This is a genomic window from Aeromonas sp. 600886, assembly GCF_049174935.1.
Lineage (GTDB): Bacteria > Pseudomonadota > Gammaproteobacteria > Enterobacterales > Aeromonadaceae > Aeromonas > Aeromonas veronii_A.
Genome location: NZ_JAAKUB010000008.1, coordinates 86,392 through 109,782, shown reverse-complemented (window position 1 = coordinate 109,782; position 23,391 = coordinate 86,392). Strand labels below are relative to the sequence as shown.

The following is a 23,391-nucleotide window of genomic DNA, read 5'->3' as shown; positions in this document are numbered from 1 at the left end:
TTTGCTGTGATCAGGGGACGTCGTAACCGAGCGCCGCCTTGCGGATGCGGAACCACTGCTGGCGGTTAAGCTCGACAGATTCGGCGGCCACGGCGGCAGCAATCCGCTCCCGTTTGCCGGAGCCAATCAATGGCAGCGGCTGGCTTGGCAGCATCATTACCCAGGCGTAGACCACCTGCTCGATAGTCTGGGCGCCCACTTCCTGACGGATCTGCTCCAGTTCGGCACGCAGCGGGGCATAGGCCTCATCGCTGAACAGTCGGCCGCCGCCGAGACATGACCAGGCCATCGGCTTGATGCCAAGCTGCTGGCACTGATCCAGGGTACCATCGAGGGTCCCTTCCTGATGAAGCGGCGAGATCTCCAGCTGGTTGGTGACTAGCGGGAAGGGGAGGCGCGATTGCAGTAGCTCGAACTGACGGGCGGTGAAGTTGGATACCCCGGCGTGCTTGATCTTACCCGCCTGTTTCAGGGTGATAAAGGCGTCGGCCACATCATCGGCGTTCATCAGGGGATCCGGGCGGTGGATCAGCAGCAGGTCCAGATGGTCGGTGCCGAGCTTGCGCAGCGAGGCCTCGGCGCTGGCGATGATATGGTCCTTGCCGGTGTTGTAGTGGTTGAGGGCATGCTCCGGCTTGGCAGTGAGGGCGATACCGCACTTGGTGACGATCTCCATCCGGCTGCGCAGGGAAGGCTCGAGGCGTAGGGCGTGACCAAAGGCCTCTTCGCACTGGTAGCCACCATAGATATCGGCGTGATCGATGGTGGTGACCCCCAGATCCAGATGATATTTCATCAGATCGAGCAGAGCGGCCGGAGAGAGCTGCCACTCCATCAGGCGCCAGTAACCCATGATGAGGCGAGAGAAGGTGGGGCCTTGCGGATGCAGGGCGACACGGGATACAGACATGGTTGACTCCTTTAAAAACGCGATGCGAAAACGATGTGCAACATGGATGACTGCGGGCATCTTGGCCCCATGTGGCTGGCAAAGCAATAATGGACAGTGGCATGATTCGAACTTTGGTTCTGACCGAAGAGAGTTGGGGAGATAATTGGATGGAAGGATTTGCCGAGCGCTTGCAGAGCCTGATCGGGGAGATGAGCGTGAGCGCCTTTGCCCGCAAGGTGGGGCTCAGTGAAGCGCTGATCCGCAAATATTTGAAGGGGGCCGAGCCTGGCCTGGCGCGGGCCAACCAGATCGCCATGGGGGCCAACTGCTCGCTGGAGTGGCTGGCGACCGGATGCGGTTATCTCTACCGTCAGGCGGAAGTGGTGGACAGGGAGGCGCTGGCTGCGGCGCAGCAACTGCTGGGCGAGCAGCAACCCGGGGTGGGGCTGCCCGATGAGGAGGCGCTGGTCACCCTGCTCGCCTACTACCAGTTTTTGCGCACCCACAAGAAAGCGGACGGTTTTCTCGACTTGGCGCTGGCGCGGGAGTTTGGCCGCCATCTGGGGGAAGCGTGATGAGGAGCATATTACCCTTTGGTCGTGTCACGGCCGGTTGATTATTCTGATACGCTCTAAGCAAGATAAGTCTCCATGGAATGGGCGATGAGCTACTTGATCCTCGGAAGTGGTGCGCTGGGCTCGGCGCTGGCAAGAGAGCTGATGGCAAGGGGGGAGTCATTCCTGCTGGCCGGGCGCAACTATCCCAAAGGGATCGAGATGGAGGACTTCTTCCCGCTGCCAGATGTCGATGCCATCTCGTTCGATGCCTTGTTTACCCTCTACGATTGCGATCCGCTTCCCACCGTTGTGATCAATACCATCGGCGTGTTGCACGATGTCAGCTTTATGCCGGAGCGGCGGGTCGAAGAGGTGCACCCCAAGTGGCTGTGCGACAGCCTGCTGGCCAATGCCTGGCCAACACTGGCGCTGGCTGCCCGTTTCAGCCGGTTGATGGGCAATGACCATCCGCTGTGGCTCTGCGCCATCTCCGATCTGGCGGGCTCCATCACCGCCAATCTGGAGGGGGGACGTTACAGCTACCGGATGAGCAAGGCGGCCCTCGACATGGGGGTGAAAACCCTGGCCCTTGAGTGGACGCAGCGTTTCCCGCAAGCAGGGGTGGTGGCCGTTGCGCCCGGCTTGATGGACTCCCCGATGAATACCCCCTTTCTGAGCGAGTTGCCCGCGGATCAATTGCTGGATCCTGCCGAGGTGGCGGTGAAACTGCTCAATCTCATCAAGGGGTTATCATTGGCCCAATCGGGCCAGCTACTGGATCTGAACGGTCAGCCGCTGCCTTGGTAAATCCCGCCTGCGGGTTCTACTGACGTCTATTGGCTTCACATTCTGCTCATGCGCCCCTTGCCAAGCGAGGGGCGCATGGCTAACGTCACTCTCCTGTTTCAGGAGGGATCTCATGCGCTATATCGATTTACGAAGTGACACCGTCACCCAGCCTACTGACGCCATGCGTCAAGCCATGCTCCACGCCGAAGTCGGTGACGATGTCTATGGTGAAGATCCGGGCGTCAACGCGCTGGAGGCCTTTGGGGCCAGATTGCTGGGCAAACAGGCGGCGCTGTTTGTGCCGTCCGGCACCATGTCCAATCTGTTGGCGGTGATGAGCCACTGTCAGCGCGGTGAGGGGGCCATCCTCGGCAACGCCGCTCACATCTATCGCTATGAAGCGCAGGGGAGTGCCGTGCTGGGCTCCGTAGCCCTGCAACCCTTGCCGATGCAGCGCGATGGCACGCTGGCATTCGATGATATCAAGGCTGCGCTGGCCCCTGATGATGCCCACTTCGTCCAGACTCGCCTGATCTGCCTTGAGAACACCCACAACGGCAAGGTGCTGCCGCTCTCCTATCTGCAGGAGATGGGGGCATTCGTTGCCGAGCGCGGCTTGAAGCTTCATCTCGATGGCGCCCGGCTTTTTAACGCCGCCGTGGCCAGCGAGACCCCGGTCGAGGTGATCGCCGCTCCATTTGATAGCATCTCGATTTGTCTCTCCAAGGGGTTGGGCGCACCGGTGGGCTCGCTGCTGGTGGGCAGACACGACTTCATCGCCCGTGCGCGCCGACTGCGCAAGATGCTGGGGGGCGGCATGCGTCAGGCGGGGATTCTGGCGCAAGCCGGTCTGTTTGCCCTCGAGCAGCACGTGACCCGCCTGGCCGATGATCACCGCCGTGCCAAACGGCTGGCCGAAGGGTTGGCTGCACTGCCGGGCATCGAGCTCGACCTCTCGCTGGTGCAGAGCAATATGGTGTTCCTGCGGCTGCGTGAGGGGGAATCAGCCCCTCTGCTCGCTTTTATGAAGGAGAGGGGGATCCTCTTCTCCGGTTACGGCGAGCTGCGGTTGGTGACCCATCTGCAAATCAACGATGACGATATTGAAGAGGTGATCGACGCCTTCACCGAGTATCTCGGGGCGCGTTGAGACGGCTGGTGAGGTAGAGGTTATACCGAGACCTGTTCATACCGAAATAAAAGAGGGCGCCGCGGCGCCCTCGGTTATTTGCTGCAAGCTCAAGCCTGCCGCTGGCCGCTCATCAGCATGGCCTCATCGGTAGCGTCGTAGATCATCACCGCGATGTGGGTCACCTGACCGCCGAAATCGGCCAGTGGCACCAGCGTCAGGTTCTGGAACATATGGGGGGCCGAGCCGGTAATGGGGCGATAGTTGGAGAAACGTAGCAGATAGGGCTTCTGCTCCCAGGTGCTGAAGGCGCGGTTGTTGAGCTTGAAGACCATGTTGGCCTTGCGCTCGAACCAGGCTCTGTCCACATCGGGGAAGAGCTCGAACAGTACGCCATCGCGCACGTCACTGGCCAGTCGGCCGCTGTGGCTCTCCATAAAGCCGTTCCACACCTGTACCTTGTACTCCTTGTCGAGCACTACCAGGCCTACGTCCAGGTTCTGGACTATGTTCATCAGCCAATGAAATTCACGGATTTCCATAGTCACTCCTAGAGCATGTGCATGATTTTGTTGTTCATGGTGGCGATGGAATCTTCGGTAAACAGCAGCAGCAGATCACACTGCACCGCGTAATCCTGGATCCGGTAGTTGATCTCGATGGCGAGCGTGCGGCGCCAGCGACTCTTGTTGGTGTTGATCAGCTCGTTGATGGGTCTGTGCTGGCCGAGTACCACCGGGTGCCCCTGACTGAAGGGGGTGTCGAGCTGGTTGGCGTAGCCGCGTAGGAAGGCGCCGATCAGCACGTTGGCGGTATCCATCAACAGCTCCAGTTCGGCGGTGCGATCCAGCGTCCCCTGATGGTTCATCAGCTTGGCCAAATCTTTGAAGCTGGAGTCATGGAACAGGATCAGCGCTTCACCGGCGATCCCAGCTCCGATAAACCCCTGACAGACGGCGGAGAGGGTATCTGAATCCGCAGCGGCCGAGAGGGCCATATGCAACTCTGATACTTCCAGCACGTTGACGTTGGGGATGGGCAGTACCACGAAGGCGTTGAGCAGACGAGCCAGCAAGTCGGCGGCCTGACCCATGGAGACGTTGGCCAGCTCCTGATAGACATCGCGGATTTCGGGGGTGATCTTGACGCCTGCATCGGCTACCACTCCGTTTGGCTGCTGCTCGGGGGCGCTTGGTTGACCGCTCGGGGTGGCACTCCAGAAATCATGCTTTTTGAGCAGGGCGAGCAGGGTTTCTGGGGCGGCAGGTTTCTTGATGAAATCGAGCGCCCCCAGCCCCATGACCCGTTGATAGGCCTCTGGTTGGATATCCCCGGAGACCACGATCACCTTGTTGCGTAGACCCTCCCGTTGGAGGGTCTCCAGCACGCCGTAACCGTCCATTTCCGGCATGGTCAGATCGAGAAAGATGAGATCCCCATGGCCCATCAGCACCTGTTCGATCCCTTCAAGGCCATTCGCCGCATAGTGCAAATCGACTTTCCAGTCAGCCGGTAGCGCTCGTGCCAGCTGTTTGCGGGCGAACCCGGAGTCATCACATATCAATACATTCATGGCGTTAGGCAGGCTCTGTTGGCAAGGATTGCTATAAGTGTGGCCCGCTAACAGTCAGATGCAATGTGGGAGGTTGTCACCCTGTGAAAATTGGTTATCCCATTGCCGGTTACGATAGCGTGCGGAGTATTTCTCAACAAATTCAGCGAACATCTTAACACGCAACGGGGCGAACTGGTGCTGGCAACACAACATGTAGAAGGGGCGATTGCCGGTCTGCCAGTCGGTCAGTACCGGTACCAGCTGCTCGTCATGGAGGAAGCTGCTCAGATAGTGCAGCGGGGCGTTGACTATCCCCAGATGACGCCGGGCTGCGCGCACGGCGGCCTGAGTCTGGTTGACGGTCAGTTTGGCGCTGCGTTTGATGCAGATGTTTTGGCCATCCTTGTCGGTCAGTTGCCAGTGCTGGTGTGGCCAGCAGTAGATGAGATCATGTTCTTCCAGCTGGCTGGGGTGGGAGGGGGTTCCCTTCTTGGTCAGATAGAGTGGCGAGGCAAACAGGCCGTACTCGATATGACCGAGACAGATCGCATTGGGCAGCGACTGGGGCAGCTCACCGTTGAAGAACACCAGATCCCGATCATTGTCGAACAGGTGCTGGTGATCATTGGTCTGGGTGATATCGAACTGTACCTCGGGATAGTGCAGCCCGAATTCGGCCAGCATATCGATGAGGATGGTGTTGGAGAGCGCGATCGGCGCGGCTATCCGGATAAGCCCGGTGATGTCTGCTTCTTTACCCCGGATCTCGCTGGTGGCCTGCTCGATTTGTGCAAGCGGTGTGCAGAGACGCTCGTAGTATCTGAGCCCTTCATCGGTAAGACGGAGTTTACGGGTAGAGCGATGTAGCAGGGAGCAACCCAGTTGCTCTTCCAGCTGGGAAATGCGTCGACTGATGGTGCCTGTTGGCATGCCCAGTGCGGCTGCAGCATGGGAGAATCCTCCCTCTTGCACCACCTTGACGAACAGGTAGAACTCTTCGATGTGCTTCATAAACGCTGTTCTGGGTGTAACAAGGGGGCAACCATAAAAAGAGCCTTATCGCTTGGCAAGGGTAATTCAGCGTTTAATTGATCTGGATTCGATTTCTACTGATACCAGTTTAAATTTTCAATTGTTCTCGAATGAGGATTATTTTCTGCGCCACAGTCATTGTTGCGAGATGTCACCCGTTAGCTCAAGAGAGAGAGGCGACATGGTATGACTACAATACGACCCATCCTCAGGAAAAAAGAGGATCGCGCTGGTCAAGAGCAGTTCTTTTTTTCGGCGATGTGAATGTGATGACAGTCGCATATTCATCATGCCGGTCTGGTGAAGGTAGATATTCGGTTTTGAGGTATTTAAGTTCCTTGTTAAGTCGCTATTTGGGGCCGGTTTTGCTCTTTTTTGTCTGTTTATTCAACGCGCTGGTTAATAAATGAAAGTTTTACGAGGGAAATGCCGGCACTTTTTTTAGTTGACTTGCTTGTCAGTAAATAAGTGTTTGTTGTGAATCGTAAAAATGTTTTTTGAAGTATCCAGAGTGCAATTCTTAGTGCTTGTTTTTGCTGGGAAAAAAAGTTAAAAACGAACGAGGGATTTGTTCTGATTGACAGGAGTATTGGCTGAGTCCTTTTTTCTGTGGCTGGATTGGCTCTCCTGTTGTTGATTTCTGAAATCAGTTATCTGCTTTTGGCCATCGCGAGAAATAGTGGCCGAGAGGTGTTGTCACCTTGCATTCTGCATACGGCGGTTTGCCCATTTGTTTTCCGGTTCACCAGTGACCATCCAGCATGAATGATTTTGACCAGATGAATACGCTTGACGAACGGTTACTGAAGACAATGGATGTTCTGCATACCCCTATCTGGGTATATGACATCGAACATCACCATATTTTCTGGGCAAACCGCGCAGCACTTCCTCTCTGGGAGGCCACCTCCCTTGACGAGCTCTGTTCCAGGGATTTTTCGGCTGATATGGCCACAGCCATAGCGCTGTTGTTGCAACGCTACCTCGGTGATTTTCAGCAGGGGCGAAGTTACAACGAGTGGTGGACTATCTCCCCAAAGGGGGTCAAGAAGCAGATCTATCTACGCCTCTCCGGCATTCAGCTGGCTGGCCGTCTGATGATGATGACCGAGGCGGTGCTCGACTCCGATACCCTCTATCAGGAGTCCTCGCTGGCAACCGGTGATACCCTGGCCTGCCTGTTCGATAGCAATGGCGCGTTCGAAAGCGGCAACTATCACTTCGAGATGTGTTTCGGTCACCGGATCGCCACGCTCTCCCAGGTTTTTTCCGGTAGTGACGACAGTTTTTACCAGAAGCTCTCCCGACTCGATGAAGTAGTGACCGAAGGGGAGTGCCGAACCCTCAAGGGGATGCGCTGGTTCCAGTATCAGTTCCGCTATATCCAGCAAGGAGCACGGATCCTGCTCACCATGCGCGATATTACCGATCGCAAACTCGAGGAGCTGGAGCATCGCCACCTCGCCTGGCATGACTCCCTGACCGGCCTGCTCAACCGTTATGGCTTGATGAAATCTCTCGAGGCCTATTGCGGGCTGGGGGAGCGTTTCGCGCTGGTATTCATGGATCTGGACAACTTCAAGCTGGTCAACGACAACTACGGCCATAAGGCGGGAGACCGCCTGCTGGAGCGGGTTGCCGGTCGCCTCAAACAGATTTGCCCCCGCGATGTTGAGCTGGCCCGTCTTGGCGGGGACGAGTTTACCGCGTTGGTTCCCTTGGGAAACCAGAATGAACGAGCCCAGGATGTGGCCGATCAGATGCTCTCCCAGATGACCAAGCCGCTGCAACTGAGCGGTCTGCCGGAGGTAACCATCGGCGGCAGTATCGGCATTGCCATCTATCCCGATGATGCGGACGATGGTGATAACCTCATCACCCGCGCCGATATGGCCATGTATCAGGCCAAGCAGATGGGGCGGCTGCGCTGGCAGCGTTTTACCCCCAGCATGCAGCAGACCCTGCAGCGCAAGCTCAATCTCAAGCAGTTTCTGGCCAAGGCCATCGGTCGTCAGGAGCTGAGCCTCTGTTACCAGCCACAGGTCGATGTCGCCAAACGGCGTCTGATCGGTTACGAGGCGCTGCTGCGTTGGTATAACCCGGTGCTTGGCCATGTCTCGCCAGTGGAATTTATCCCATTGGCCGAAGAGATGGGGCTGATCCGCGAGATCGGCAGCTGGGTGCTCTCTACCGCACTTGCCCAGATGGCCAGTTGGAAGAAGTGCCTCCATCACCGGGTGCCAGTCTCCGTCAACCTCTCCGGTTTCCAGCTCTCGTCGGCACTGCCCGGGCAAGTGCGCCAGCAGCTGGCTCTGCACGGAGTGGATGCTTCCCTGTTGACGCTGGAACTGACCGAAACCGTGCTTATGCTGGATATGAAGGGGTGCCTCGATATTCTCGATGACTTGAGTGAACTGGGGATCAAGATTGCCATCGACGATTTTGGTACCGGCTACTCATCCCTTGCCTATCTCAATCGCCTGCCCATCGATACGATCAAGCTGGATCGCTCTTTCGTGGTCGGCCTCAACCTGCCGGTGATCCGGGCGACTGCGGCCATGGCCACCAATCTGGGGTTGGGGATCATGGCGGAAGGGGTGGAGGAGCCTCACGAACTGGCCGCACTGCAGACCCAGGGGTGCCATGTGTTCCAGGGATATCTGTTCAGCAAGCCGCTGACGGTGGCACAAGTCGAGGCAAGCGGTTTCGTGGTGGAGTGTCAGGTTGGGCGTTATCCACTGTTAGATGCCGTGATGGCAGAGTAACAAGTGTGCGTTAGGCCACAACTTGGAATTTTATTCCGCAATATTTAATCAAAATTAATCATTCTTTTGCGATCGGTCATGAGACGGATTGGCTGGAATTGCTAGCATGCGACCTCGTTTCTAGGGAAAGGAGTATCGCAATAATGAGTCATGCTGCTGTCAATGACCGTCCGGCCAGCCCTCCCAAAGGTTGGCTGAACCGTTTCCTCAATGGCGTCGAGAAAGCCGGGAACAAATTACCCGACCCCGCCATGCTGTTCCTCTACGCCTTGCTGATCGTCTGGGTCGGCTCCTGGGTGTTGTCACAATTCCAGTTTGATCTGGTCAACCCCCGTACCGGGGAGGCGGTAGTGGTCAACAACCTGCTGACCGGTGCCGGTCTGGCCGAGTTTCTCTCCACCATGGTGACCACTTTCACCGGCTTTGCCCCGCTGGGCATCGTGCTGGTGGCCATGCTGGGGGTCGGGGTGGCCGAGCAGTCCGGTTTTATCAATACCGGTCTGAAAAAGTTGCTCAAAGTGACGCCTGCCCGTTTTCTCACTCCCATGCTGATCCTGGTAGCGATCGTCAGCCACACCGCTGCAGATGCGGGCTATGTGCTGGTGATCCCCATCGGTGGCATCATCTTCCACGCTGCCGGACGCCATCCGCTGGCGGGGATCGCCGCTGCCTTTGCCGGCGTTTCCGGCGGTTTTGCCGCCAACTTCCTGCCCTCCGGCGGGGATGCGCTGCTGCAGGGTTTTACCCAGTCCGCCGCTCAGTTGCTCGATCCTGACTACATGGTCAACACCCTGTGCAACATCATCTTTACCGGTGCCTCTTCGTTGCTGATCATCTGCGTCGGCTGGTTCATCACCGAAAAGGTGGTGGAGCCGCGCCTCAAGCACGTGGCGCTCAACGAGGATCTGGAGAGTGCCGACGAGATGGGGCGCTACAGCGCGCAAGAGAGCCGGGCCTTCAACTGGGCCGGGTTTGCCATGCTGGCGGCTATCGTGCTGCTGGCGCTGGCGCTCTCCCCGAGCGATTCACCGCTGCGTGCTGCCGATGGCTCCCTGACCACCTTCGCTGCCCCCGTGATGAAGTCCATAGTGCCGCTCATCTTCCTGCTCTTTATCCTGCCCGGGATTGTCTACGGCTTTGTCGCAGGCAGCTTCAAGAGCGGCAAGGATGTGATCGATGCCATGTCGGCCACCATGAACAAGATGGGCTCCTACATGGTGATGGCTTTCTTCTGCGCGCTCTTCATCAAGGCGTTTGGTGACTCCAATCTGGGCACCCTGCTGGCCCTTTCCGGTGCCGAAGTGCTCCATGCGCTGGCGCTGCCCGGTGAGGTGACTATCGTCGGGATGATCCTGCTCACCGCCAGCGTCAATCTGGTAGTCGGCTCGGCCTCCGCCAAGTGGGCGCTGATCAGCCCGATCCTAGTGCCCATGTTGATGGCGGTGGGGATCTCCCCCGAGCTGACCCAGGCGGCCTATCGGGTCGGGGATTCTGCTTCCAATATCATCACCCCGCTGATGGTCTTCTTCCCGCTGGTGGTGGTCTATTGCCAGCAGTATGTGAAGAGCACCGGGATCGGTACTCTGGTCTCCATGATGCTGCCCTACTCGCTGGCCTTCCTGGTGAGCTGGACGATTTTCCTGCTGCTCTACTGGGCGCTCGGCTTCCCGCTCGGGTTGCAAGCCCCTTACGTCTATCCGGCCCCTTAAGCTGGGTGTGCGAGGGAGCCTTGGGCTCCCTCGTTTTTTTCGCTATGGTGTTACCTCATTTTGGAGGTGCCATGAATCAGACCATCGATCTTATCCTTTCCCATCGCTCCATTCGTCAGTTCACTGCCGAGCCGATCGCCCCGCAGCAGCTGGATGTCATTCTCGCCGCCGCCCAGTCCGCCTCGACCTCGAGCTTTTTGCAGGTGACCAGTATTGTGCGAGTCAGTGAACCCGAGGCGCGTCAGCAGCTGGCCATGCTGGCGGGCAATCAACCCTATGTGGTGCAGGCGGCCGAGTTTCTGGTGTTCTGCGCCGATTACCATCGTCACAGCCAGATCGTGCCCGAGGCCCAGACCGGTTATGCGGAGCAGTTGTTGATCGGTGCCATCGACGGCGCCCTGATGGCGCAAAATGCTCTGCTGGCGGCGCAGTCGCTGGGGCTGGGCGGGGTCTATATCGGCGGCATTCGCAACCATCCTGCCGAGGTGAGCGAGCTACTGGGCTTGCCCCATCAGGTGATCCCGCTGTTTGGCCTCTGCCTTGGCCACCCTGCCCAGCAGCCGGAGCAGAAACCCCGCCTGCCCAGGGGATTGGTGGTGCATCAGGAGCGCTACCAGCACGAGCTGGATCGCGACCTGCTGGCCCGGTACGATCAGCAGATCGAGGACTACTATCAGGCCCGCAGCAGCAACAACAAACAGCAGACCTGGAGTAGCCAGATCCGCGCCATTCTGGGCAAGGAGTCCCGCCCTTTCATGCTGGGATTCCTGCAATCGCGGGGCTTTAACCTCAAGTAATGGCGCTGATGGGCGATACTATGGGAGTGATGACCATCATGGTCATTTTCCCGTGATCCTGAAATCTTTCCCTGAGACCGGGTATACAGCTTGGCGACAAATCGTGGGCAAGGGGGGATCTACAGGCTACCTTAAGTAGATAAGCTGTTGTAGGATCACGCAATTGGATTGGGACAGGGGTTTGGACATCCTATGATTTTAACTTTGGTATTGCTGTCTATCGGCGCGCTCCTGTTTTTGGTTATCGCCTATAACGTGGTACAGCAATATAAGCAGAAGGCGGAGGCTGAAAAGCGTCACGCCGTTGCCAGACACAAGACGGTAGCCGACGAGACCGAAGAGGTACTGCTGAACGTCAATCTGGTGCCTTTCTCCAAAAACATGGTGTTGCTGTTGCAGCACCGGATCCTTGATGCCTATCGCGCCATCGCCCAGGTGATGCCCAACAACCAGATCAAGCAGCGCATCGCCGATGTGCAGATCCAGATCAAGAACGTGCAGGAAAATTACAGTGCGCAGGATGAGGGGCACTTCAAAACCCCCGAGTCTGATCGTCAGGCGATCCAGATGTTGCAGCTGGTAAAAAAGCTACGTGCCGTACTGCGTGTCGAGCACAACAAGGGCAAAATTGATCCGCAGGGGTTTGCTCAGGAAGATCGTCGTCTCGAGCTGATGCAGCTCAAAATCAACATCTCGAATCTGGTCAAGCGGGCGATGGATGCCCGCATTCAGGGGCAATATGGTACTTGCCGCCAGCTCTATACCAAGGGGTTGTCGGCAATGGCCAGCATTGGCGACAAGGATCCCTATCTGTTGGCTCGTGAAGAGGATATGCGTCAGGGGCTCAAGGAGCTTGAAGAGCTGCAGCAGCAAAACAGCGCGCAGGATCTGCAAAACATCAAGGACAAGGAAGCCGACGAGCTCGATGTCCTGTTTCAACCCAAGAAGAAATGGTAAGCATGTCTCATCCACTCGATTCCACACTGGGGCCAATGGCCCCATTTGTTTCTCAGCTGTTGACCGAACTGGCCGCTGCTGGCGTCACATTTTCCCAGCCAACTGTCGATCACCTCTGTTATCGGGCGGCGACCTTGCAGGAGTACCGCGCGCTATGTGCTGTGCTGGCTGAAGCGGGCTCCTTGCTGGTGGAGGGTATGATTGGCGGACGTCCCATCGCCACCTATCAGTTGCATCAGCCACTGCTGGCTGGTGAGGTGCAGGTACCCTGTATCGAGCTGGCGGCGCCGAAACCGGGTCGCGTCCATCAGGCGGGGCTGGAACATATCGAGCTGGTGGTTACTTCACTGCAGGATCTGGTAGCGCGCTATCCCGAGCAGCCATTCAAAACCGGCAACATGCAGGATACCCGCAACCCCGATATTGGCCTGATGTTGCCCTCCGGACAGATCAAGTTTCATCTGCGCCCGCTGGCTGAGGTGATCGCCGAAGAGGTGGCGACCGGTGCTGTGGTCGCGGTGCCTGCGGATTATTTCGATCAGGAGTGATCCTGCGCTCAATGCGGTGCGAGCCTGACAGGCTCTTGAATAACGCAGCAAAAGGGGTCACCGGTGTGACCCCTTTTGCTATCTGGCAGTGCTGGGTTGCGAGAGTGCTATCTGCTCGTGGGTGACCCTGTTTGCGCTGAGATCGTTACCCGTGCCGGTGTGGTTGCTGGGCAGAGAGTGGCGATTGGCTTCGCTGCTTGAGGCGACCAAGCCAGAGGCTCAAACCCGCCGTCAGGATGAGGACCAGTTCAATTCCCATGACCAGACCGCACAGCTCGCCCTGCTCCCAGAACGGGTGCAGGTAAAGTCCCCCCAGACTGGCTCCCAGATAGTAGGCTACCAGATAGAGGGAGGAGGCGAGGGCGCGGTTGTGTTCGACATGATGACCGACCCAGGCACTGGCGCAGGCGTGTGCCAGGAAAAAGCCGAAGCTGGAGATCAGCAAGCCACTCAGGATCCCGAGCAGACTAGCTTGCAGTAGCCATAGACTGCCGAGGGCCATCAGCGCGATCCCGACCAGCAGCATGCGTTGTGCCCCCCAGCGGTTGGCAAAGCGGCCACTCAGAGAGGAGGCTACAGTCCCCGAGAGATAGGTGAGAAAAAGCATGCCGAGCCACTGGGTGGGCAGGGAGAAAGGGGGCTTGGCCAGCAGGAAGGTGAGGTAGCTGAACTGGTTCAGAAACACCATAAAGTTGAGGCCGCCAATCAGATAGGCCCCTACCAGCAAGGGATTGGTCAGGTGTTGTTGCAAGGCGCGAGCAAATTGGCCGCGAACGGGGGCGCTCGCCACAAAGCGGGTCTGATGGGGTAGCAGCCAGAAGACCAGCGGCAGCAGTGACAGGCTGATCACACCAATCCCCAGAAAGGTATGCTGCCAGTCGCCAAACCAGCCCGCCAACAGACCGCCGACCACCCGACCGGCAATGCCACCGAGGGAGTTGGCGGCAATATAGACCCCCACCGCCGAGAGCAGCGCCCGTTTGCTGAACTCTTCCCCCATATAGGCAATCGCGGTCGCGGGCAGTCCTGCCAGCAGCGCACCCTGCAGGATGCGTAGCAGCAGCAGGGTGCCAAACTGCTCAACCAGCGGGATTAACAGTGAGAGCAGGATCGCCAGGGTGAGGGTACCCAGCATGACCTGCCGACGGCCATGGCGATCCGCCAGTCTGGCGCAGATCAGCAAGGAGGCGGCGAGGCCAGCAGTGCATCCTGCCAGGGTCCAGCTGGCCGAGAGGGAGTTGACCGAGAAGACCTCGGCAATCAGGGGTAACAGGGGATGGGTCTGGTAGAGGTTCAGAAACACCAGAAAAGAGCCCAGGCTGAGGGCCAGGGTTGCACGTATCCACTCGCGACTTCCAACTTCAATCATTGCGTATTGTCCTGACTACTTTTGGTCAGGGTAGAGTCCTTGCGGTTATAAATATAATATATTTAAGTTATCTATCTCATAAGATGAATTGATACATGGATCTGAAACAGCTCACCTATCTGCTGGCGGTCAGGGATGCCGGCTCATTTACCAAGGCAGCAAACAGTCTGCATGTGGCACAACCGGCCATCAGCATGGCCATCGCCAAGCTGGAGCAGCAGCTCGAATTGCGGCTGTTTGATCGACAGGACCGGGCGGTACGGCTCACCCCTGAGGGAGAGGTGCTCTGTCGCCATGCCGAGCGTCTGTTGCTGCAGATGCATCAGGCCGAGGCCGAGATGGCCGAGCTCAAGGGGTTGGAGCGGGGGGAGGTGCGGATCGGGATCCCCTACATGATGGGCTCCTACTATTTCCCCCCTCGTCTGATGGCCTTCAAGCACCGCTACCCCGGCCTCAAGATCCGGGTCGAAGAGGCCGGCACCCGTGAGCTGCTCAGCCGGATGGTGGATGGTTCCCTCGATCTGGCCATTCTCATCACCAGTGATCTCCCCCCCGCCATCGAGGGAGCGCATCTGCTGAGCGAAGAGATGTTGATGGTGGTGGGGGATGATCACCCCTTGCGCGGCGAACCGGCCGTCACCCTCTCGCAGTTTTTCGCTCAGGAGCTGGCGCTGTTTCGCCGTGGCTTTTATCACCGGGAGCATATGGAGGCGCTGGCCCAGAGCCTGGGCGTTGAACCCGATATCGCCTTCGAGAGCAATCTTATCCCTCTGCTCAAGGCGGTGGTGCGGCAAGGCTTTGCGGTGACCACCTTCTTGCGGATGGTGCTGGAAGAGGAGCCGGATCTGAGTGGCGTACCCTTCGACCCGCCCATCTATCTCGATCTCTGCGTGGCGTGGCGGCGGGGTGATCCGCTCTCCATGGCCAACCGTGCCTTGCGTGATTTCCTACTCAAGGAGCGCCCGGCCTGATGGCGGCGGGCTATTGCTGAAAGTTTGTTACTATTAACGGTGGGTTCGCTTGAGGGCTACACCATGAAATTGCAGCAATTGCGCTATATCGTCGAGGTGGCGAACCACAGGCTGAATCTGTCGGCCACCGCCGAGAGCCTCTTTACCTCCCAGCCCGGGATCAGCAAACAGGTGCGGATGCTGGAGGATGAGCTGGGGATCCAGATCTTCGAGCGCAGCGGCAAACACCTGACCCAGATCACCCCCATCGGTCGGGACGTGATCAAAGTGGCCGCGGAGGTGCTGGACAAGGTGGCCACCATCAAGGTGATGGCCAGGCAGCATGTGCATCCGGAGCAGGGAACCCTCACCATTGCCGCTACTCATCTGCAAGCCCGTTATATTCTGCCCGCCATCCTCAAGGGTTTCATGGCCCGCTTTCCCAAAGTGGCCGTAACTGTGATGCAGGGGAGTGCGGCGCAGTGCCGCGTAGCCGTGCATGATGGCGCTGCCGATCTGCTGCTGGCGGATGAACCGGAGGAGGGGAGCGATCTGCTCATGCTCCCCTCTTTTCAGTGGCAACGGGGCTTGGTGCTGCCCAAGGATCATCCGTTGGCCAAAGCAACATCGCTGACCCCGGCCGAGCTGGTGGAGTTTGCATTGGTGACCGATGGAAGGGCGCTCTCTGCTGCACATGGCACTGATTGCGCTCATGCCGAGAGCCGGATCGCCTGCTGTGCGAGCGACAGCGATGTGCTCAAGACCTATGTCAGACAAGGAATGGGCATCGGGGTGATGGCAACTTTTGCTTGGGAGCCCCAGCGCGATGGCGATCTGGTGCTCAAAACGGCGCCCTGGCTACCAGGCGGTGTGGCCACTATCGGGTTGCGCAGAGGGACATTTTTATGCGGCTATCTCTACGATCTGATTGAACGTCTCGCGCCGCAATTGACCCGCGAGCGGGTCGACCAATACTGTGCTGCCCGTACTGGCGAAGAGCTTGAAGCACTGCTGGCCAATTTGACCGTGCCACTTAGATAGCTTGGGTTGATGTGTGGTGGTCCCAAGAAAAACGCCTCCGAATAGGAGGCGTTTGACTATCTGGTATTCGTCAATGCAGGCTCATTTTTTGAGCATGTGATCCAGCTTGTTGGCCTTGGTCGACAGATAGAACTCGTTGTGGGGATTGCGCCCTTCCTGCAACGGTACCCGTTCGGCCACCGGAATACCGAAGGATTCCATCGCTTTCATCTTGCGCGGGTTGTTGGTCATCAGTTTGAGAGACTTGACCTCAAGCTGCTTGAGCATATCGGCGCAGATGGTGTAGTCGCGCATATCGGCGGCGAAACCAAGGGCCACGTTGGCCTCCACGGTATCGGCCCCCTGATCCTGCAGGTGATAGGCGCGGATCTTGTTGAGCAAGCCGATGCCACGACCCTCTTGACGCACATACAGCAACACGCCACGACCGGCTTTGGCGATATTCTCCATGGCCGCCTGCAACTGGAAACCGCAGTCACATCGCAGGCTGAACAGGGCGTCGCCGGTCAGGCACTCTGAGTGGATCCGGCCCAGCACGGGCTCTTCACCGGTAATGTCGCCCATCACCAGTGCGGCGTGATCTTTGCCTGTGCCGGTTTCCTGAAAACCTACCAGCGTGAAGGTGCCCCAAGGGGTTGGCAATTTGGATTGGGCCACGAGGGTAACGCTGCTCATAGGTTGCTCCTTACTACTAACGGCTCAAAAAAGGGGGCCAGTTTAGCGCGCCTTGTCAGGAACGACCATAAGAACAAGTCCCTGCATTGCTTAATGAAATCTCCAAATGAGATACAAGCACAGCTGTCCGTCGGGGTTTTGGCCCTTTGTGCGGATTGATGACTGCCAGGCTCACCACATTCGGGTATAATCGGCGCCCATTAACCCACCCCTTCGGGATGGGAGCAACACAGTGCAGGAGAGAAGTTATGCCTCAGATGGCCCCCGTAATGACAATTGATGGCCCCAGTGGTGCAGGTAAAGGCACCTTGTGTCAGCTGCTTGCTGAGAAGCTGGGTTGGCACTTGCTGGACTCGGGCGCCATCTATCGGGTGTTGTCCCTGGCCGCCCTGCATCACGATGTAGAGCTGGACAGTGAAGCCTCACTGGTGCCGCTGGCCGCCAATCTGGATGTGCAATTTCAGGTTGAGGGCGATCTGGTCAAGGTTATCCTGGAAGGGGAAGATGTCTCCCGCACCATCCGCACCGAAGAAGTGGGTAATGCTGCCAGTAAAATCGCCGCCTTCCCCCGTGTGCGCGAAGCCTTGCTGCGCCGTCAGCGGGCATTTCGTCAGGCCCCGGGTCTGATTGCCGATGGTCGTGACATGGGTACAGTTGTTTTCCCCGAGGCCGAGGTGAAGATTTTCCTCGACGCCAGTGCCGAAGAACGGGCCCAGCGTCGCTATAAGCAGTTGCAAGATAAGGGCTTTGATGTTAACTTTGAGCGTCTTTTAACCGAGATTCGGGAACGTGACGATCGCGACAGAAATCGCGCTACTGCACCCCTGAAACCGGCAGAAGATGCTCTGGTGGTAGACTCTACCGCCATGACCATAGATGAAGTGCTGGCAACAGTACTCGCTTATGCAGAGCAACAACTTGGTGATGCCAGCGCAAGCTGACATCCGGTCGTCTGCACCAAGGATGGCGCAGATTATTTAAAACAGCCCCGCTTGTGCCGGATTGCAAGTGGATGTTTCATTTGTGACATAAACAATGATCGAATCTTTTGCTCAACTCTTTGAAGAGTCCCTGAACGCCGTTGAAACCCGTCAAGGTTCCATCGTCAAGGGTACTGTCGTTGCTATCGAGAACGGTTTCGTACTGGTTGACGCCGGTCTGAAATCCGAGTCCGCTATCCCGGCTGAAGAATTCAAGAACGCCATGGGCGAGCTGGAAATCAACGTCGGCGACACCGTTGACGTGGCTCTGGACTCTATCGAAGATGGTTTCGGCGAAACCAAGCTGTCCCGCGAAAAAGCCAAGCGCCACGAAGCCTGGCTGCAGCTTGAGAAGGCTTACGAAGAGCAAGCTACCGTTATCGGTATCATCAACGGCAAGGTCAAGGGTGGTTTCACCGTTGAACTGAACGGCATCCGTGCCTTCCTGCCGGGTTCTCTGGTTGACGTGCGTCCGATCCGTGACACCGCTCACCTGGAAAACAAAGAACTCGAGTTCAAAGTCATCAAGCTGGACCAGAAGCGCAACAACGTTGTTGTTTCTCGTCGTGCCGTGATCGAGACCGAGAACACCTCCGAGCGCGAAAGCCTGCTGGCTAACCTGCAAGAAGGTCAAGAAGTTAAGGGTATCGTCAAGAACCTGACCGACTACGGTGCATTCGTAGATCTGGGCGGTGTTGACGGCCTGCTGCACATCACCGACATGGCGTGGAAGCGCGTTAAGCATCCTTCCGAAATCGTCAACGTTGGCGACGAGATCGCTGTCAAGGTTCTGAAGTTCGACCGCGAGCGTACCCGTGTATCCCTGGGTCTGAAGCAGCTGGGCGAAGATCCCTGGGTTGCTATCGCCAAGCGTTACCCGGAGACCACCCGTCTGTCTGGCCGCGTGACCAACCTGACCGACTACGGCTGCTTCGTTGAAATCGAAGAAGGCGTTGAAGGCCTGGTACACGTATCCGAGATGGATTGGACCAACAAGAACATCCACCCGTCCAAAGTTGTTAACGTTGGCGACGTGGTTGACGTGATGGTTCTGGACATCGACGAAGAGCGTCGTCGTATCTCCCTGGGTCTGAAGCAGTGCAAATCCAACCCGTGGCAGCTGTTTGCCGAAACTCACGCCAAAGGCGACCGTGTTTCCGGCAAGATCAAGTCCATCACTGACTTCGGTATCTTCATCGGTCTGGATGGCGGCATCGACGGCCTGGTTCACCTGTCTGACATCTCCTGGAACAACCAGGGCGAAGAAGCCGTGCGTGAATTCAAGAAAGGCGACGAGATCGAAGCCGTTGTTCTGCAAGTGGATCCGGAGCGTGAGCGCATCTCCCTGGGTGTCAAGCAGATCGAAGAAGACCCGTTCAACAAGTACCTGGCTGACAACAAGAAAGGTGCTATCGTGAAGGGTAAGGTTACCGAGGTTGATGCCAAAGGTGCCGTTATCGAACTGGCTGATGGCGTAGAAGGCTACCTGCGTGCCTCCGACGCTGCTCGTGACCGTGTAGAAGACGCCACTCTGGTGCTGTCTGTTGGTGACGAAGTTGAAGCTAAATTCATGGGCGTTGATCGTAAGAACCGCACCGTAAGCCTGTCTGTCCGTGCTAAGGACGAGGCTGATGAGCGTGTTGCTATCGATAACCTGAACCAGCAAGAAGAAGTTGTGTTCAGCAATGCTATGATGGAAGCGTTCAAAGCCGCCAAGGGTGAGTAATCCTTGATGCAAGAAAAGGGCGGCATTGCGCCGCCCTTTTTTATCCTGGCAAAATGAATATTGCATGTGATCGGGGAAGGAGATTTAACGTTATGACCAAATCAGATCTCATCGAACAACTGGCAGCCAGCCGCATGCATATGCCGGCCAAGGATGTCGAAGCCGCCATCAAGGAGATCCTTGAGCAGATGGCGTCGACCTTGCAAAACGGCGACCGGATTGAAATCCGCGGATTTGGCAGTTTTTCACTGCACTATCGTGCGCCCCGTGTAGGCCGCAACCCCAAGACTGGGGACAAGGTTGAACTGACCGGGAAATATGTCCCGCACTTCAAACCTGGTAAAGAGTTGCGCGAGCGCGTCAACATCATTGAATAATGCAGAAATGGGCATACCTCGGGTATGCCTTTTTTCTTTTTGGCACCGATTCCTGTGCCAATCGTCTTGTTTCTTAAACTCTTTTCCCATTCACTCTAGAGTCTGCCTGCGATTTTAAGGATAATCAGCCTCTCATTAGATACTGACAGGGAGCTCTTATGAAGCGTATTTTGGCCCTCATTCCGCTGGTGCTGGTGTTTGTTCTGACCCTGGCGCTGGGCTCACAAAATGGCCAGCTGGTTCAGTTCAATTACCTGATCGCTCAGGGTGAGTTTTCGCTTGCCATGCTGTTGGGCTTCTTCTTCGCTGGCGGTTTTTTGCTGGGCTGGCTGGTATTCGGCCTGCTGTTCCTGCGCCTGAAAATGCAAAACCGCACCCTCAACCGCACCATGCGTCGTCAATCCCGCGAGTTGGAGCTGGCCCGGTCATCGGGTAAGGAATAATGTTCCTCAATGCTTGAACTGCTTTTCCTGCTGTTGCCCATCGCCGCCGGTTATGGTTGGTACATGGGTCGCAGGAGTGTTCGCCAGGACACCCAAAAACAGAGTAACCAGTTTTCCCGCCAGTATGTGGCGGGCCTCAACTATTTGCTGTCCGATGAATCCGACAAGGCGGTGGATCTCTTTATCCAGCTGCTTGAGGTGGACAGTGAAACCATCGAAACACACCTCTCCCTCGGCAACCTGTTTCGCCAGCGTGGGGAGGTCGATCGTGCCATCAAGATCCACCAGAACCTGGTAACCCGCCAGCTGACCCGGGAGCAGCGACAACTTGCCCTGCAGGAGCTTGCGCGCGACTTTTTGGCTGCTGGTCTGCTCGACCGGGCGGAAGCGCTCTGGAATGAGCTGTGTGATGACAGCGACTATGAAGAGACTGCGCTGGCACAGCTGTTGATCATCCATCAGCAACTGCGGGATTGGGACAAGGCCATCGATGTGGCGGTTCGTCTGCAAAAATTCCAGGGCAAGAAGCTGGCCGACCCCATCTCCCATTTCTATTGCGAACAGGCCGAGATCGCGCTGCGTGAGGGCAATAAAGGGGAGGAGCTGGCCAAGCTCAAACGGGCGCTCAGTATCAATCCGGCATGTGCCCGGGCCAGTTTGCGCCTCGCTGAGCTCGCCATGGCAGATGGAGAGTATGAGCAGGCCAGCAAGGAGCTGCTGCGGGTGTTCGAGCAGGATATCGACTTTGCCTCCGAGGCGATGCCCAAATTGCTCGAGTGCTATCAGCAGTTGGGCCGTACGCCCGCATTGATCCCGCTGCTTGAGAAGGCAGTGGAAGATCACGCCGGCGTCAGCGTGACCCTGGCTCTTGCCAAGCTGGTTGAAGAGCGTGATGGCCTGAGCCAGGCCCGTTCGCTGGTGTTGCGTCAGCTGCGTCGTCATCCGTCGATGAAAGGTTTTTACCAGCTGGTGGGTTTTCAGCTGGCCAGTGCGGAAGAGGGGCCTGCCAAGGAGAGCCTCGAACTGCTGCAACAACTGGTCGGCGAGCAGATCAAAATCAAGTCAACCCACAAGTGTCGGCAGTGCGGCTTTGCCACTCACTCGCTGTTCTGGCAGTGCCCGTCTTGTCGCCAGTGGGGTTCCATCAAGCCGATCCGTGGTCTGGACGGTGAATAACAAGCAATAGGATGTGAGATGCAAGATCCCAAAGTACTGGTAGCGCTGGATTATCAGCACGAGGCAGATGCCTTAGCGTTCGTTGAACGTATCTCTCCGGCCCAGTGCCGTCTCAAGGTAGGCAAGGAGATGTTTACCCTGTTTGGCCCGCAGTTTGTACGCCAGCTGGTGGCCAAGGGATTCGATGTCTTTCTGGATCTGAAGTTTCACGATATTCCCAATACCGTTGCCAAAGCCGTGGCAGCCAGTGCCGAGCTCGGTGTCTGGATGGTCAACGTGCATGCCAGTGGTGGTGAGCGGATGATGCGTGCCGCCAAAGATGCGCTACTGCCTTATGGCGACAAGGCCCCCCTGCTTATCGGCGTGACCGTGTTGACCAGCATGGAGCAGTCCGACATGATCCCCCTCGGGTTGGATGTGAGCCCGGCCGAGCAGGTGATCCGGCTGGCTACCTTGACCAAAGCATCCGGTCTGGATGGGGTGGTCTGCTCTGCCAACGAGGCCCATGAGTTGAAAGCCTTGCTGGGTGATGAGTTCAAGCTGGTGACCCCGGGTATTCGCCCGACCGGTTCAGCGGCCGGGGATCAGCGCCGGGTGATGACACCGAAAGCGGCGGTCGAGGCGGGGTCCGATTATCTGGTTATTGGTCGCCCCATTACGCAGGCTGCCGATCCGGCCGCCATGCTGGCCAGCATCAATGCCGAGTTGGCTGGCGCGTAACAGGCTCACCCAGTGATATACGGTGCAGGCCGAGCAACAGGCCTGCACCGGCCCCGATAAGATGAGAGCCGATGTGTATCCTGGCATTGATCAGGGTAGCGATCGGGCTCTCTCCTGCGTTGTAGAAGTCCATCACCAGCTTGAGCCCCATCCCCGCTAGCAGCAGCCAGCCCGACGTGCGGCGTCCGTGGCGGATATCCTGCATTGCCCCCCAGACAAACAGGCCATGCAGCGAGCCGGATAGCCCCATGTACCATTGGGTCTGCGGGCACCACCACCAGATCCCCAAGCCCACTGCCAACCAGAGCAGCAACATCAGCAGCGGCAGGCGAGCTCCACCCAGATAGTCGCGAAACAGGCTATAGAGGATGGCGAGGCCGCCCAGATTGAGCAGCAGGTGCCACAGATTGGTATGAGCCAGATTGCCTGTTATGATCCGCCACCCTTCGCCCCCGGCGATCAAGGGCCGATCGAATGAGAGCTGAAGATTGGGAACGGTAAAGAAGAGTAGCAAGCTGGTGAGAGAGAGCGTGATAACCCAGAGCAATCCAGATTTGTCTGACAACATGAAACAGTCCAACGACAAGAACAGTCGATACTGTACACGTTGCACCCGAGCCCTCAAAGCCTGCCTGTGCGATTATATTGTGCCGGTTGACAATCACACACCCCTCTACATCTTGCAGCACCCCAACGAGGTGGCACATCCCAAGGGGACTGCGGCGCTGCTGGCGGCCTCTTTGCAACAGTGCGAGATCCATGTGGGGGAGGACTTTTCCCGCGATGAGTGGCTCAATGGGTTGCTTGCAGATCCTTCTCGTCGCTGCTATCTACTCTGGCCGGATGAGGATGCCATTTCGCTGACCGATCTTCGCCAACAGCGGGAGAGTGAATCCTCTAGCTCCACATCCGTCGCCTTTATCTTGCTTGACGGCACCTGGCGCAAAGCCTATCGCATGTTGCAGAGCAACCCGGCACTGGCCCGCTTGCCCCGCATCGGCATTGGTGCCATTGCCGGTCAATATGCCATTCGAAAGAAACCCTTTCCCGATGCCCTCTCTACCATAGAGGCGGGCTATCACCTCTTGTCCCGGTGGGAGGGGAGGCCGGAGCACTATGCGCCCTTGCTGACCCTGTTTAACCGGTTGAATACCCAGTGGCAGGACTTTGCCGAAGGCCGCCGCGCGTGACAATTCAAGGAGTT

General features: G+C 57.4%; 24 protein-coding genes. 17 read left to right on the top strand and 7 right to left on the bottom strand.

All coding sequences use genetic code 11. The features are described from left to right. Positions 1 to 10: 10 nt before the first annotated feature. Positions 11 to 910 carry an aldo/keto reductase gene (locus G5179_RS08600; RefSeq protein WP_421258191.1) on the bottom strand — a complete coding sequence of 300 codons (900 nt, stop codon included), beginning with the start codon at positions 908 to 910 and terminating at the stop codon, positions 11 to 13. A gap of 149 nt (positions 911 to 1,059) precedes the next feature. Here G5179_RS08600 and G5179_RS08595 point away from each other — a divergent pair, with 149 nt between their 5' ends. From G5179_RS08595 to ltaE, 3 genes are all read left to right on the top strand, one after another. After that, positions 1,060 to 1,467: a helix-turn-helix domain-containing protein gene (locus tag G5179_RS08595; RefSeq protein ID WP_033137628.1), complete on the top strand. Its 408-nt coding sequence runs from the start codon at positions 1,060 to 1,062 to the stop codon at positions 1,465 to 1,467. Between the two features lie 87 nt (positions 1,468 to 1,554). Then, positions 1,555 to 2,256 (top strand): short-chain dehydrogenase, encoded by a 702-nt coding sequence (locus G5179_RS08590; RefSeq protein ID WP_266135536.1) that lies wholly within the window; start codon positions 1,555 to 1,557, stop codon positions 2,254 to 2,256. A 112-nt stretch (positions 2,257 to 2,368) separates the two neighbouring features. Beyond that, complete coding sequence (ltaE, locus tag G5179_RS08585; protein WP_421258190.1) at positions 2,369 to 3,388, top strand: low-specificity L-threonine aldolase; 1,020 nt, start codon at positions 2,369 to 2,371, stop codon at positions 3,386 to 3,388. An 89-nt stretch (positions 3,389 to 3,477) separates the two neighbouring features. On the opposite strand, the gene G5179_RS08580 is transcribed toward ltaE, so the two are convergent. From G5179_RS08580 to G5179_RS08570, 3 genes are read right to left on the bottom strand one after another with little or no spacing between them, the layout of a single operon-like run. After that, positions 3,478 to 3,909 carry a PAS domain-containing protein gene (locus tag G5179_RS08580; RefSeq protein ID WP_005337175.1) on the bottom strand — a complete coding sequence of 144 codons (432 nt, stop codon included), beginning with the start codon at positions 3,907 to 3,909 and terminating at the stop codon, positions 3,478 to 3,480. 8 nt (positions 3,910 to 3,917) lie between these two features. After that, the gene (locus tag G5179_RS08575; protein ID WP_043823589.1) at positions 3,918 to 4,940 is read right to left on the bottom strand and encodes a response regulator; all 1,023 of its coding nucleotides are present in this window, start codon (positions 4,938 to 4,940) and stop codon (positions 3,918 to 3,920) included. A 54-nt stretch (positions 4,941 to 4,994) separates the two neighbouring features. Then, positions 4,995 to 5,933: a LysR family transcriptional regulator gene (locus G5179_RS08570; protein WP_216978986.1), complete on the bottom strand. Its 939-nt coding sequence runs from the start codon at positions 5,931 to 5,933 to the stop codon at positions 4,995 to 4,997. Between the two features lie 833 nt (positions 5,934 to 6,766). On the opposite strand from G5179_RS08570, the gene G5179_RS08565 reads away from it, so the two are divergent. The 5 genes from G5179_RS08565 (at position 6,767) to G5179_RS08545 (ending at position 12,730) form a co-directional block, all read left to right on the top strand. After that, complete coding sequence (locus G5179_RS08565) at positions 6,767 to 8,719, top strand: putative bifunctional diguanylate cyclase/phosphodiesterase (protein ID WP_421221658.1); 1,953 nt, start codon at positions 6,767 to 6,769, stop codon at positions 8,717 to 8,719. 143 nt (positions 8,720 to 8,862) lie between these two features. Beyond that, positions 8,863 to 10,428 carry an AbgT family transporter gene (locus tag G5179_RS08560; protein WP_005351146.1) on the top strand — a complete coding sequence of 522 codons (1,566 nt, stop codon included), beginning with the start codon at positions 8,863 to 8,865 and terminating at the stop codon, positions 10,426 to 10,428. A 71-nt stretch (positions 10,429 to 10,499) separates the two neighbouring features. Further along, the gene (nfsA, locus tag G5179_RS08555; RefSeq protein WP_421206552.1) at positions 10,500 to 11,225 is read left to right on the top strand and encodes an oxygen-insensitive NADPH nitroreductase; all 726 of its coding nucleotides are present in this window, start codon (positions 10,500 to 10,502) and stop codon (positions 11,223 to 11,225) included. A gap of 192 nt (positions 11,226 to 11,417) precedes the next feature. Further along, positions 11,418 to 12,182, top strand: a complete 765-nt coding sequence (locus tag G5179_RS08550) for a DNA repair protein (protein WP_216953387.1) — start codon at positions 11,418 to 11,420, stop codon at positions 12,180 to 12,182. Then, a complete protein-coding gene (locus G5179_RS08545) occupies positions 12,176 to 12,730 on the top strand; it encodes a VOC family protein (RefSeq protein WP_421221587.1) in 555 nt (184 codons plus the stop codon). The genes G5179_RS08550 and G5179_RS08545 overlap by 7 nt, the downstream gene beginning before the upstream one ends. A gap of 145 nt (positions 12,731 to 12,875) precedes the next feature. Here the strand turns inward: G5179_RS08545 and G5179_RS08540 are convergent, their stop codons facing one another. Continuing rightward, complete coding sequence (locus tag G5179_RS08540; RefSeq protein ID WP_421221586.1) at positions 12,876 to 14,099, bottom strand: MFS transporter; 1,224 nt, start codon at positions 14,097 to 14,099, stop codon at positions 12,876 to 12,878. A gap of 95 nt (positions 14,100 to 14,194) precedes the next feature. On the opposite strand from G5179_RS08540, the gene G5179_RS08535 reads away from it, so the two are divergent. Together G5179_RS08535 and G5179_RS08530 are read left to right on the top strand one after the other, a co-directional pair. Further along, positions 14,195 to 15,070 carry a LysR family transcriptional regulator gene (locus G5179_RS08535; protein WP_005337156.1) on the top strand — a complete coding sequence of 292 codons (876 nt, stop codon included), beginning with the start codon at positions 14,195 to 14,197 and terminating at the stop codon, positions 15,068 to 15,070. A gap of 63 nt (positions 15,071 to 15,133) precedes the next feature. After that, a complete protein-coding gene (locus G5179_RS08530; protein WP_421258189.1) occupies positions 15,134 to 16,090 on the top strand; it encodes a LysR substrate-binding domain-containing protein in 957 nt (318 codons plus the stop codon). An 81-nt stretch (positions 16,091 to 16,171) separates the two neighbouring features. Here the strand turns inward: G5179_RS08530 and ribA are convergent, their stop codons facing one another. Further along, positions 16,172 to 16,765, bottom strand: coding sequence for a GTP cyclohydrolase II (gene ribA / locus G5179_RS08525; protein WP_103251772.1), 594 nt, complete (start codon positions 16,763 to 16,765; stop codon positions 16,172 to 16,174). A 248-nt stretch (positions 16,766 to 17,013) separates the two neighbouring features. On the opposite strand from ribA, the gene cmk reads away from it, so the two are divergent. The 6 genes from cmk (at position 17,014) to pyrF (ending at position 22,187) form a co-directional block, all read left to right on the top strand. Then, positions 17,014 to 17,706 carry a (d)CMP kinase gene (gene cmk / locus G5179_RS08520; RefSeq protein WP_019444698.1) on the top strand — a complete coding sequence of 231 codons (693 nt, stop codon included), beginning with the start codon at positions 17,014 to 17,016 and terminating at the stop codon, positions 17,704 to 17,706. 94 nt (positions 17,707 to 17,800) lie between these two features. Continuing rightward, positions 17,801 to 19,471 (top strand): 30S ribosomal protein S1, encoded by a 1,671-nt coding sequence (gene rpsA, locus G5179_RS08515; protein WP_005337148.1) that lies wholly within the window; start codon positions 17,801 to 17,803, stop codon positions 19,469 to 19,471. A 92-nt stretch (positions 19,472 to 19,563) separates the two neighbouring features. Then, positions 19,564 to 19,848 (top strand): integration host factor subunit beta, encoded by a 285-nt coding sequence (gene ihfB / locus G5179_RS08510; RefSeq protein WP_005299934.1) that lies wholly within the window; start codon positions 19,564 to 19,566, stop codon positions 19,846 to 19,848. A 158-nt stretch (positions 19,849 to 20,006) separates the two neighbouring features. Further along, complete coding sequence (locus G5179_RS08505) at positions 20,007 to 20,291, top strand: LapA family protein (protein WP_111901344.1); 285 nt, start codon at positions 20,007 to 20,009, stop codon at positions 20,289 to 20,291. A gap of 9 nt (positions 20,292 to 20,300) precedes the next feature. Continuing rightward, positions 20,301 to 21,467, top strand: coding sequence for a lipopolysaccharide assembly protein LapB (lapB, locus tag G5179_RS08500; RefSeq protein WP_421258188.1), 1,167 nt, complete (start codon positions 20,301 to 20,303; stop codon positions 21,465 to 21,467). A gap of 18 nt (positions 21,468 to 21,485) precedes the next feature. Continuing rightward, positions 21,486 to 22,187 carry an orotidine-5'-phosphate decarboxylase gene (gene pyrF / locus G5179_RS08495; RefSeq protein ID WP_111901346.1) on the top strand — a complete coding sequence of 234 codons (702 nt, stop codon included), beginning with the start codon at positions 21,486 to 21,488 and terminating at the stop codon, positions 22,185 to 22,187. Here pyrF and rrtA read toward each other — a convergent pair. Further along, positions 22,162 to 22,755, bottom strand: coding sequence for a rhombosortase (gene rrtA, locus G5179_RS08490; RefSeq protein WP_111901347.1), 594 nt, complete (start codon positions 22,753 to 22,755; stop codon positions 22,162 to 22,164). The genes pyrF and rrtA overlap by 26 nt on opposite strands. On the opposite strand from rrtA, the gene G5179_RS08485 reads away from it, so the two are divergent. Beyond that, entirely contained in the window at positions 22,754 to 23,377 is a 624-nt protein-coding gene (locus G5179_RS08485) for a tRNA-uridine aminocarboxypropyltransferase (protein WP_368209301.1), read from the top strand. The two genes, rrtA and G5179_RS08485, sit on opposite strands and share 2 nt — an antisense overlap. The last annotated feature ends 14 nt before the right edge of the window (positions 23,378 to 23,391 follow it).

Excerpts from the sequence above, each read along its gene's own strand:
- G5179_RS08600 (WP_421258191.1), bottom strand. The coding sequence starts at position 910 with ATGTCTGTATCCCGTGTCGCCCTGCATCCGCAAGGCCCCACCTTCTCT.
- G5179_RS08595 (WP_033137628.1), top strand. The coding sequence starts at position 1,060 with ATGGAAGGATTTGCCGAGCGCTTGCAGAGCCTGATCGGGGAGATGAGC.
- G5179_RS08590 (WP_266135536.1), top strand. The coding sequence starts at position 1,555 with ATGAGCTACTTGATCCTCGGAAGTGGTGCGCTGGGCTCGGCGCTGGCA.
- ltaE (WP_421258190.1), top strand. The coding sequence starts at position 2,369 with ATGCGCTATATCGATTTACGAAGTGACACCGTCACCCAGCCTACTGAC.
- G5179_RS08580 (WP_005337175.1), bottom strand. The coding sequence starts at position 3,909 with ATGGAAATCCGTGAATTTCATTGGCTGATGAACATAGTCCAGAACCTG.
- G5179_RS08575 (WP_043823589.1), bottom strand. The coding sequence starts at position 4,940 with ATGAATGTATTGATATGTGATGACTCCGGGTTCGCCCGCAAACAGCTG.
- G5179_RS08570 (WP_216978986.1), bottom strand. The coding sequence starts at position 5,933 with ATGAAGCACATCGAAGAGTTCTACCTGTTCGTCAAGGTGGTGCAAGAG.
- G5179_RS08565 (WP_421221658.1), top strand. The coding sequence starts at position 6,767 with ATGGATGTTCTGCATACCCCTATCTGGGTATATGACATCGAACATCAC.
- G5179_RS08560 (WP_005351146.1), top strand. The coding sequence starts at position 8,863 with ATGAGTCATGCTGCTGTCAATGACCGTCCGGCCAGCCCTCCCAAAGGT.
- nfsA (WP_421206552.1), top strand. The coding sequence starts at position 10,500 with ATGAATCAGACCATCGATCTTATCCTTTCCCATCGCTCCATTCGTCAG.
- G5179_RS08550 (WP_216953387.1), top strand. The coding sequence starts at position 11,418 with ATGATTTTAACTTTGGTATTGCTGTCTATCGGCGCGCTCCTGTTTTTG.
- G5179_RS08545 (WP_421221587.1), top strand. The coding sequence starts at position 12,176 with ATGGTAAGCATGTCTCATCCACTCGATTCCACACTGGGGCCAATGGCC.
- G5179_RS08540 (WP_421221586.1), bottom strand. The coding sequence starts at position 14,099 with ATGATTGAAGTTGGAAGTCGCGAGTGGATACGTGCAACCCTGGCCCTC.
- G5179_RS08535 (WP_005337156.1), top strand. The coding sequence starts at position 14,195 with ATGGATCTGAAACAGCTCACCTATCTGCTGGCGGTCAGGGATGCCGGC.
- G5179_RS08530 (WP_421258189.1), top strand. The coding sequence starts at position 15,134 with ATGAAATTGCAGCAATTGCGCTATATCGTCGAGGTGGCGAACCACAGG.
- ribA (WP_103251772.1), bottom strand. The coding sequence starts at position 16,765 with ATGAGCAGCGTTACCCTCGTGGCCCAATCCAAATTGCCAACCCCTTGG.
- cmk (WP_019444698.1), top strand. The coding sequence starts at position 17,014 with ATGCCTCAGATGGCCCCCGTAATGACAATTGATGGCCCCAGTGGTGCA.
- rpsA (WP_005337148.1), top strand. The coding sequence starts at position 17,801 with ATGATCGAATCTTTTGCTCAACTCTTTGAAGAGTCCCTGAACGCCGTT.
- ihfB (WP_005299934.1), top strand. The coding sequence starts at position 19,564 with ATGACCAAATCAGATCTCATCGAACAACTGGCAGCCAGCCGCATGCAT.
- G5179_RS08505 (WP_111901344.1), top strand. The coding sequence starts at position 20,007 with ATGAAGCGTATTTTGGCCCTCATTCCGCTGGTGCTGGTGTTTGTTCTG.
- lapB (WP_421258188.1), top strand. The coding sequence starts at position 20,301 with ATGCTTGAACTGCTTTTCCTGCTGTTGCCCATCGCCGCCGGTTATGGT.
- pyrF (WP_111901346.1), top strand. The coding sequence starts at position 21,486 with ATGCAAGATCCCAAAGTACTGGTAGCGCTGGATTATCAGCACGAGGCA.
- G5179_RS08485 (WP_368209301.1), top strand. The coding sequence starts at position 22,754 with ATGAAACAGTCCAACGACAAGAACAGTCGATACTGTACACGTTGCACC.
- rrtA (WP_111901347.1), bottom strand. The coding sequence starts at position 22,755 with ATGTTGTCAGACAAATCTGGATTGCTCTGGGTTATCACGCTCTCTCTC.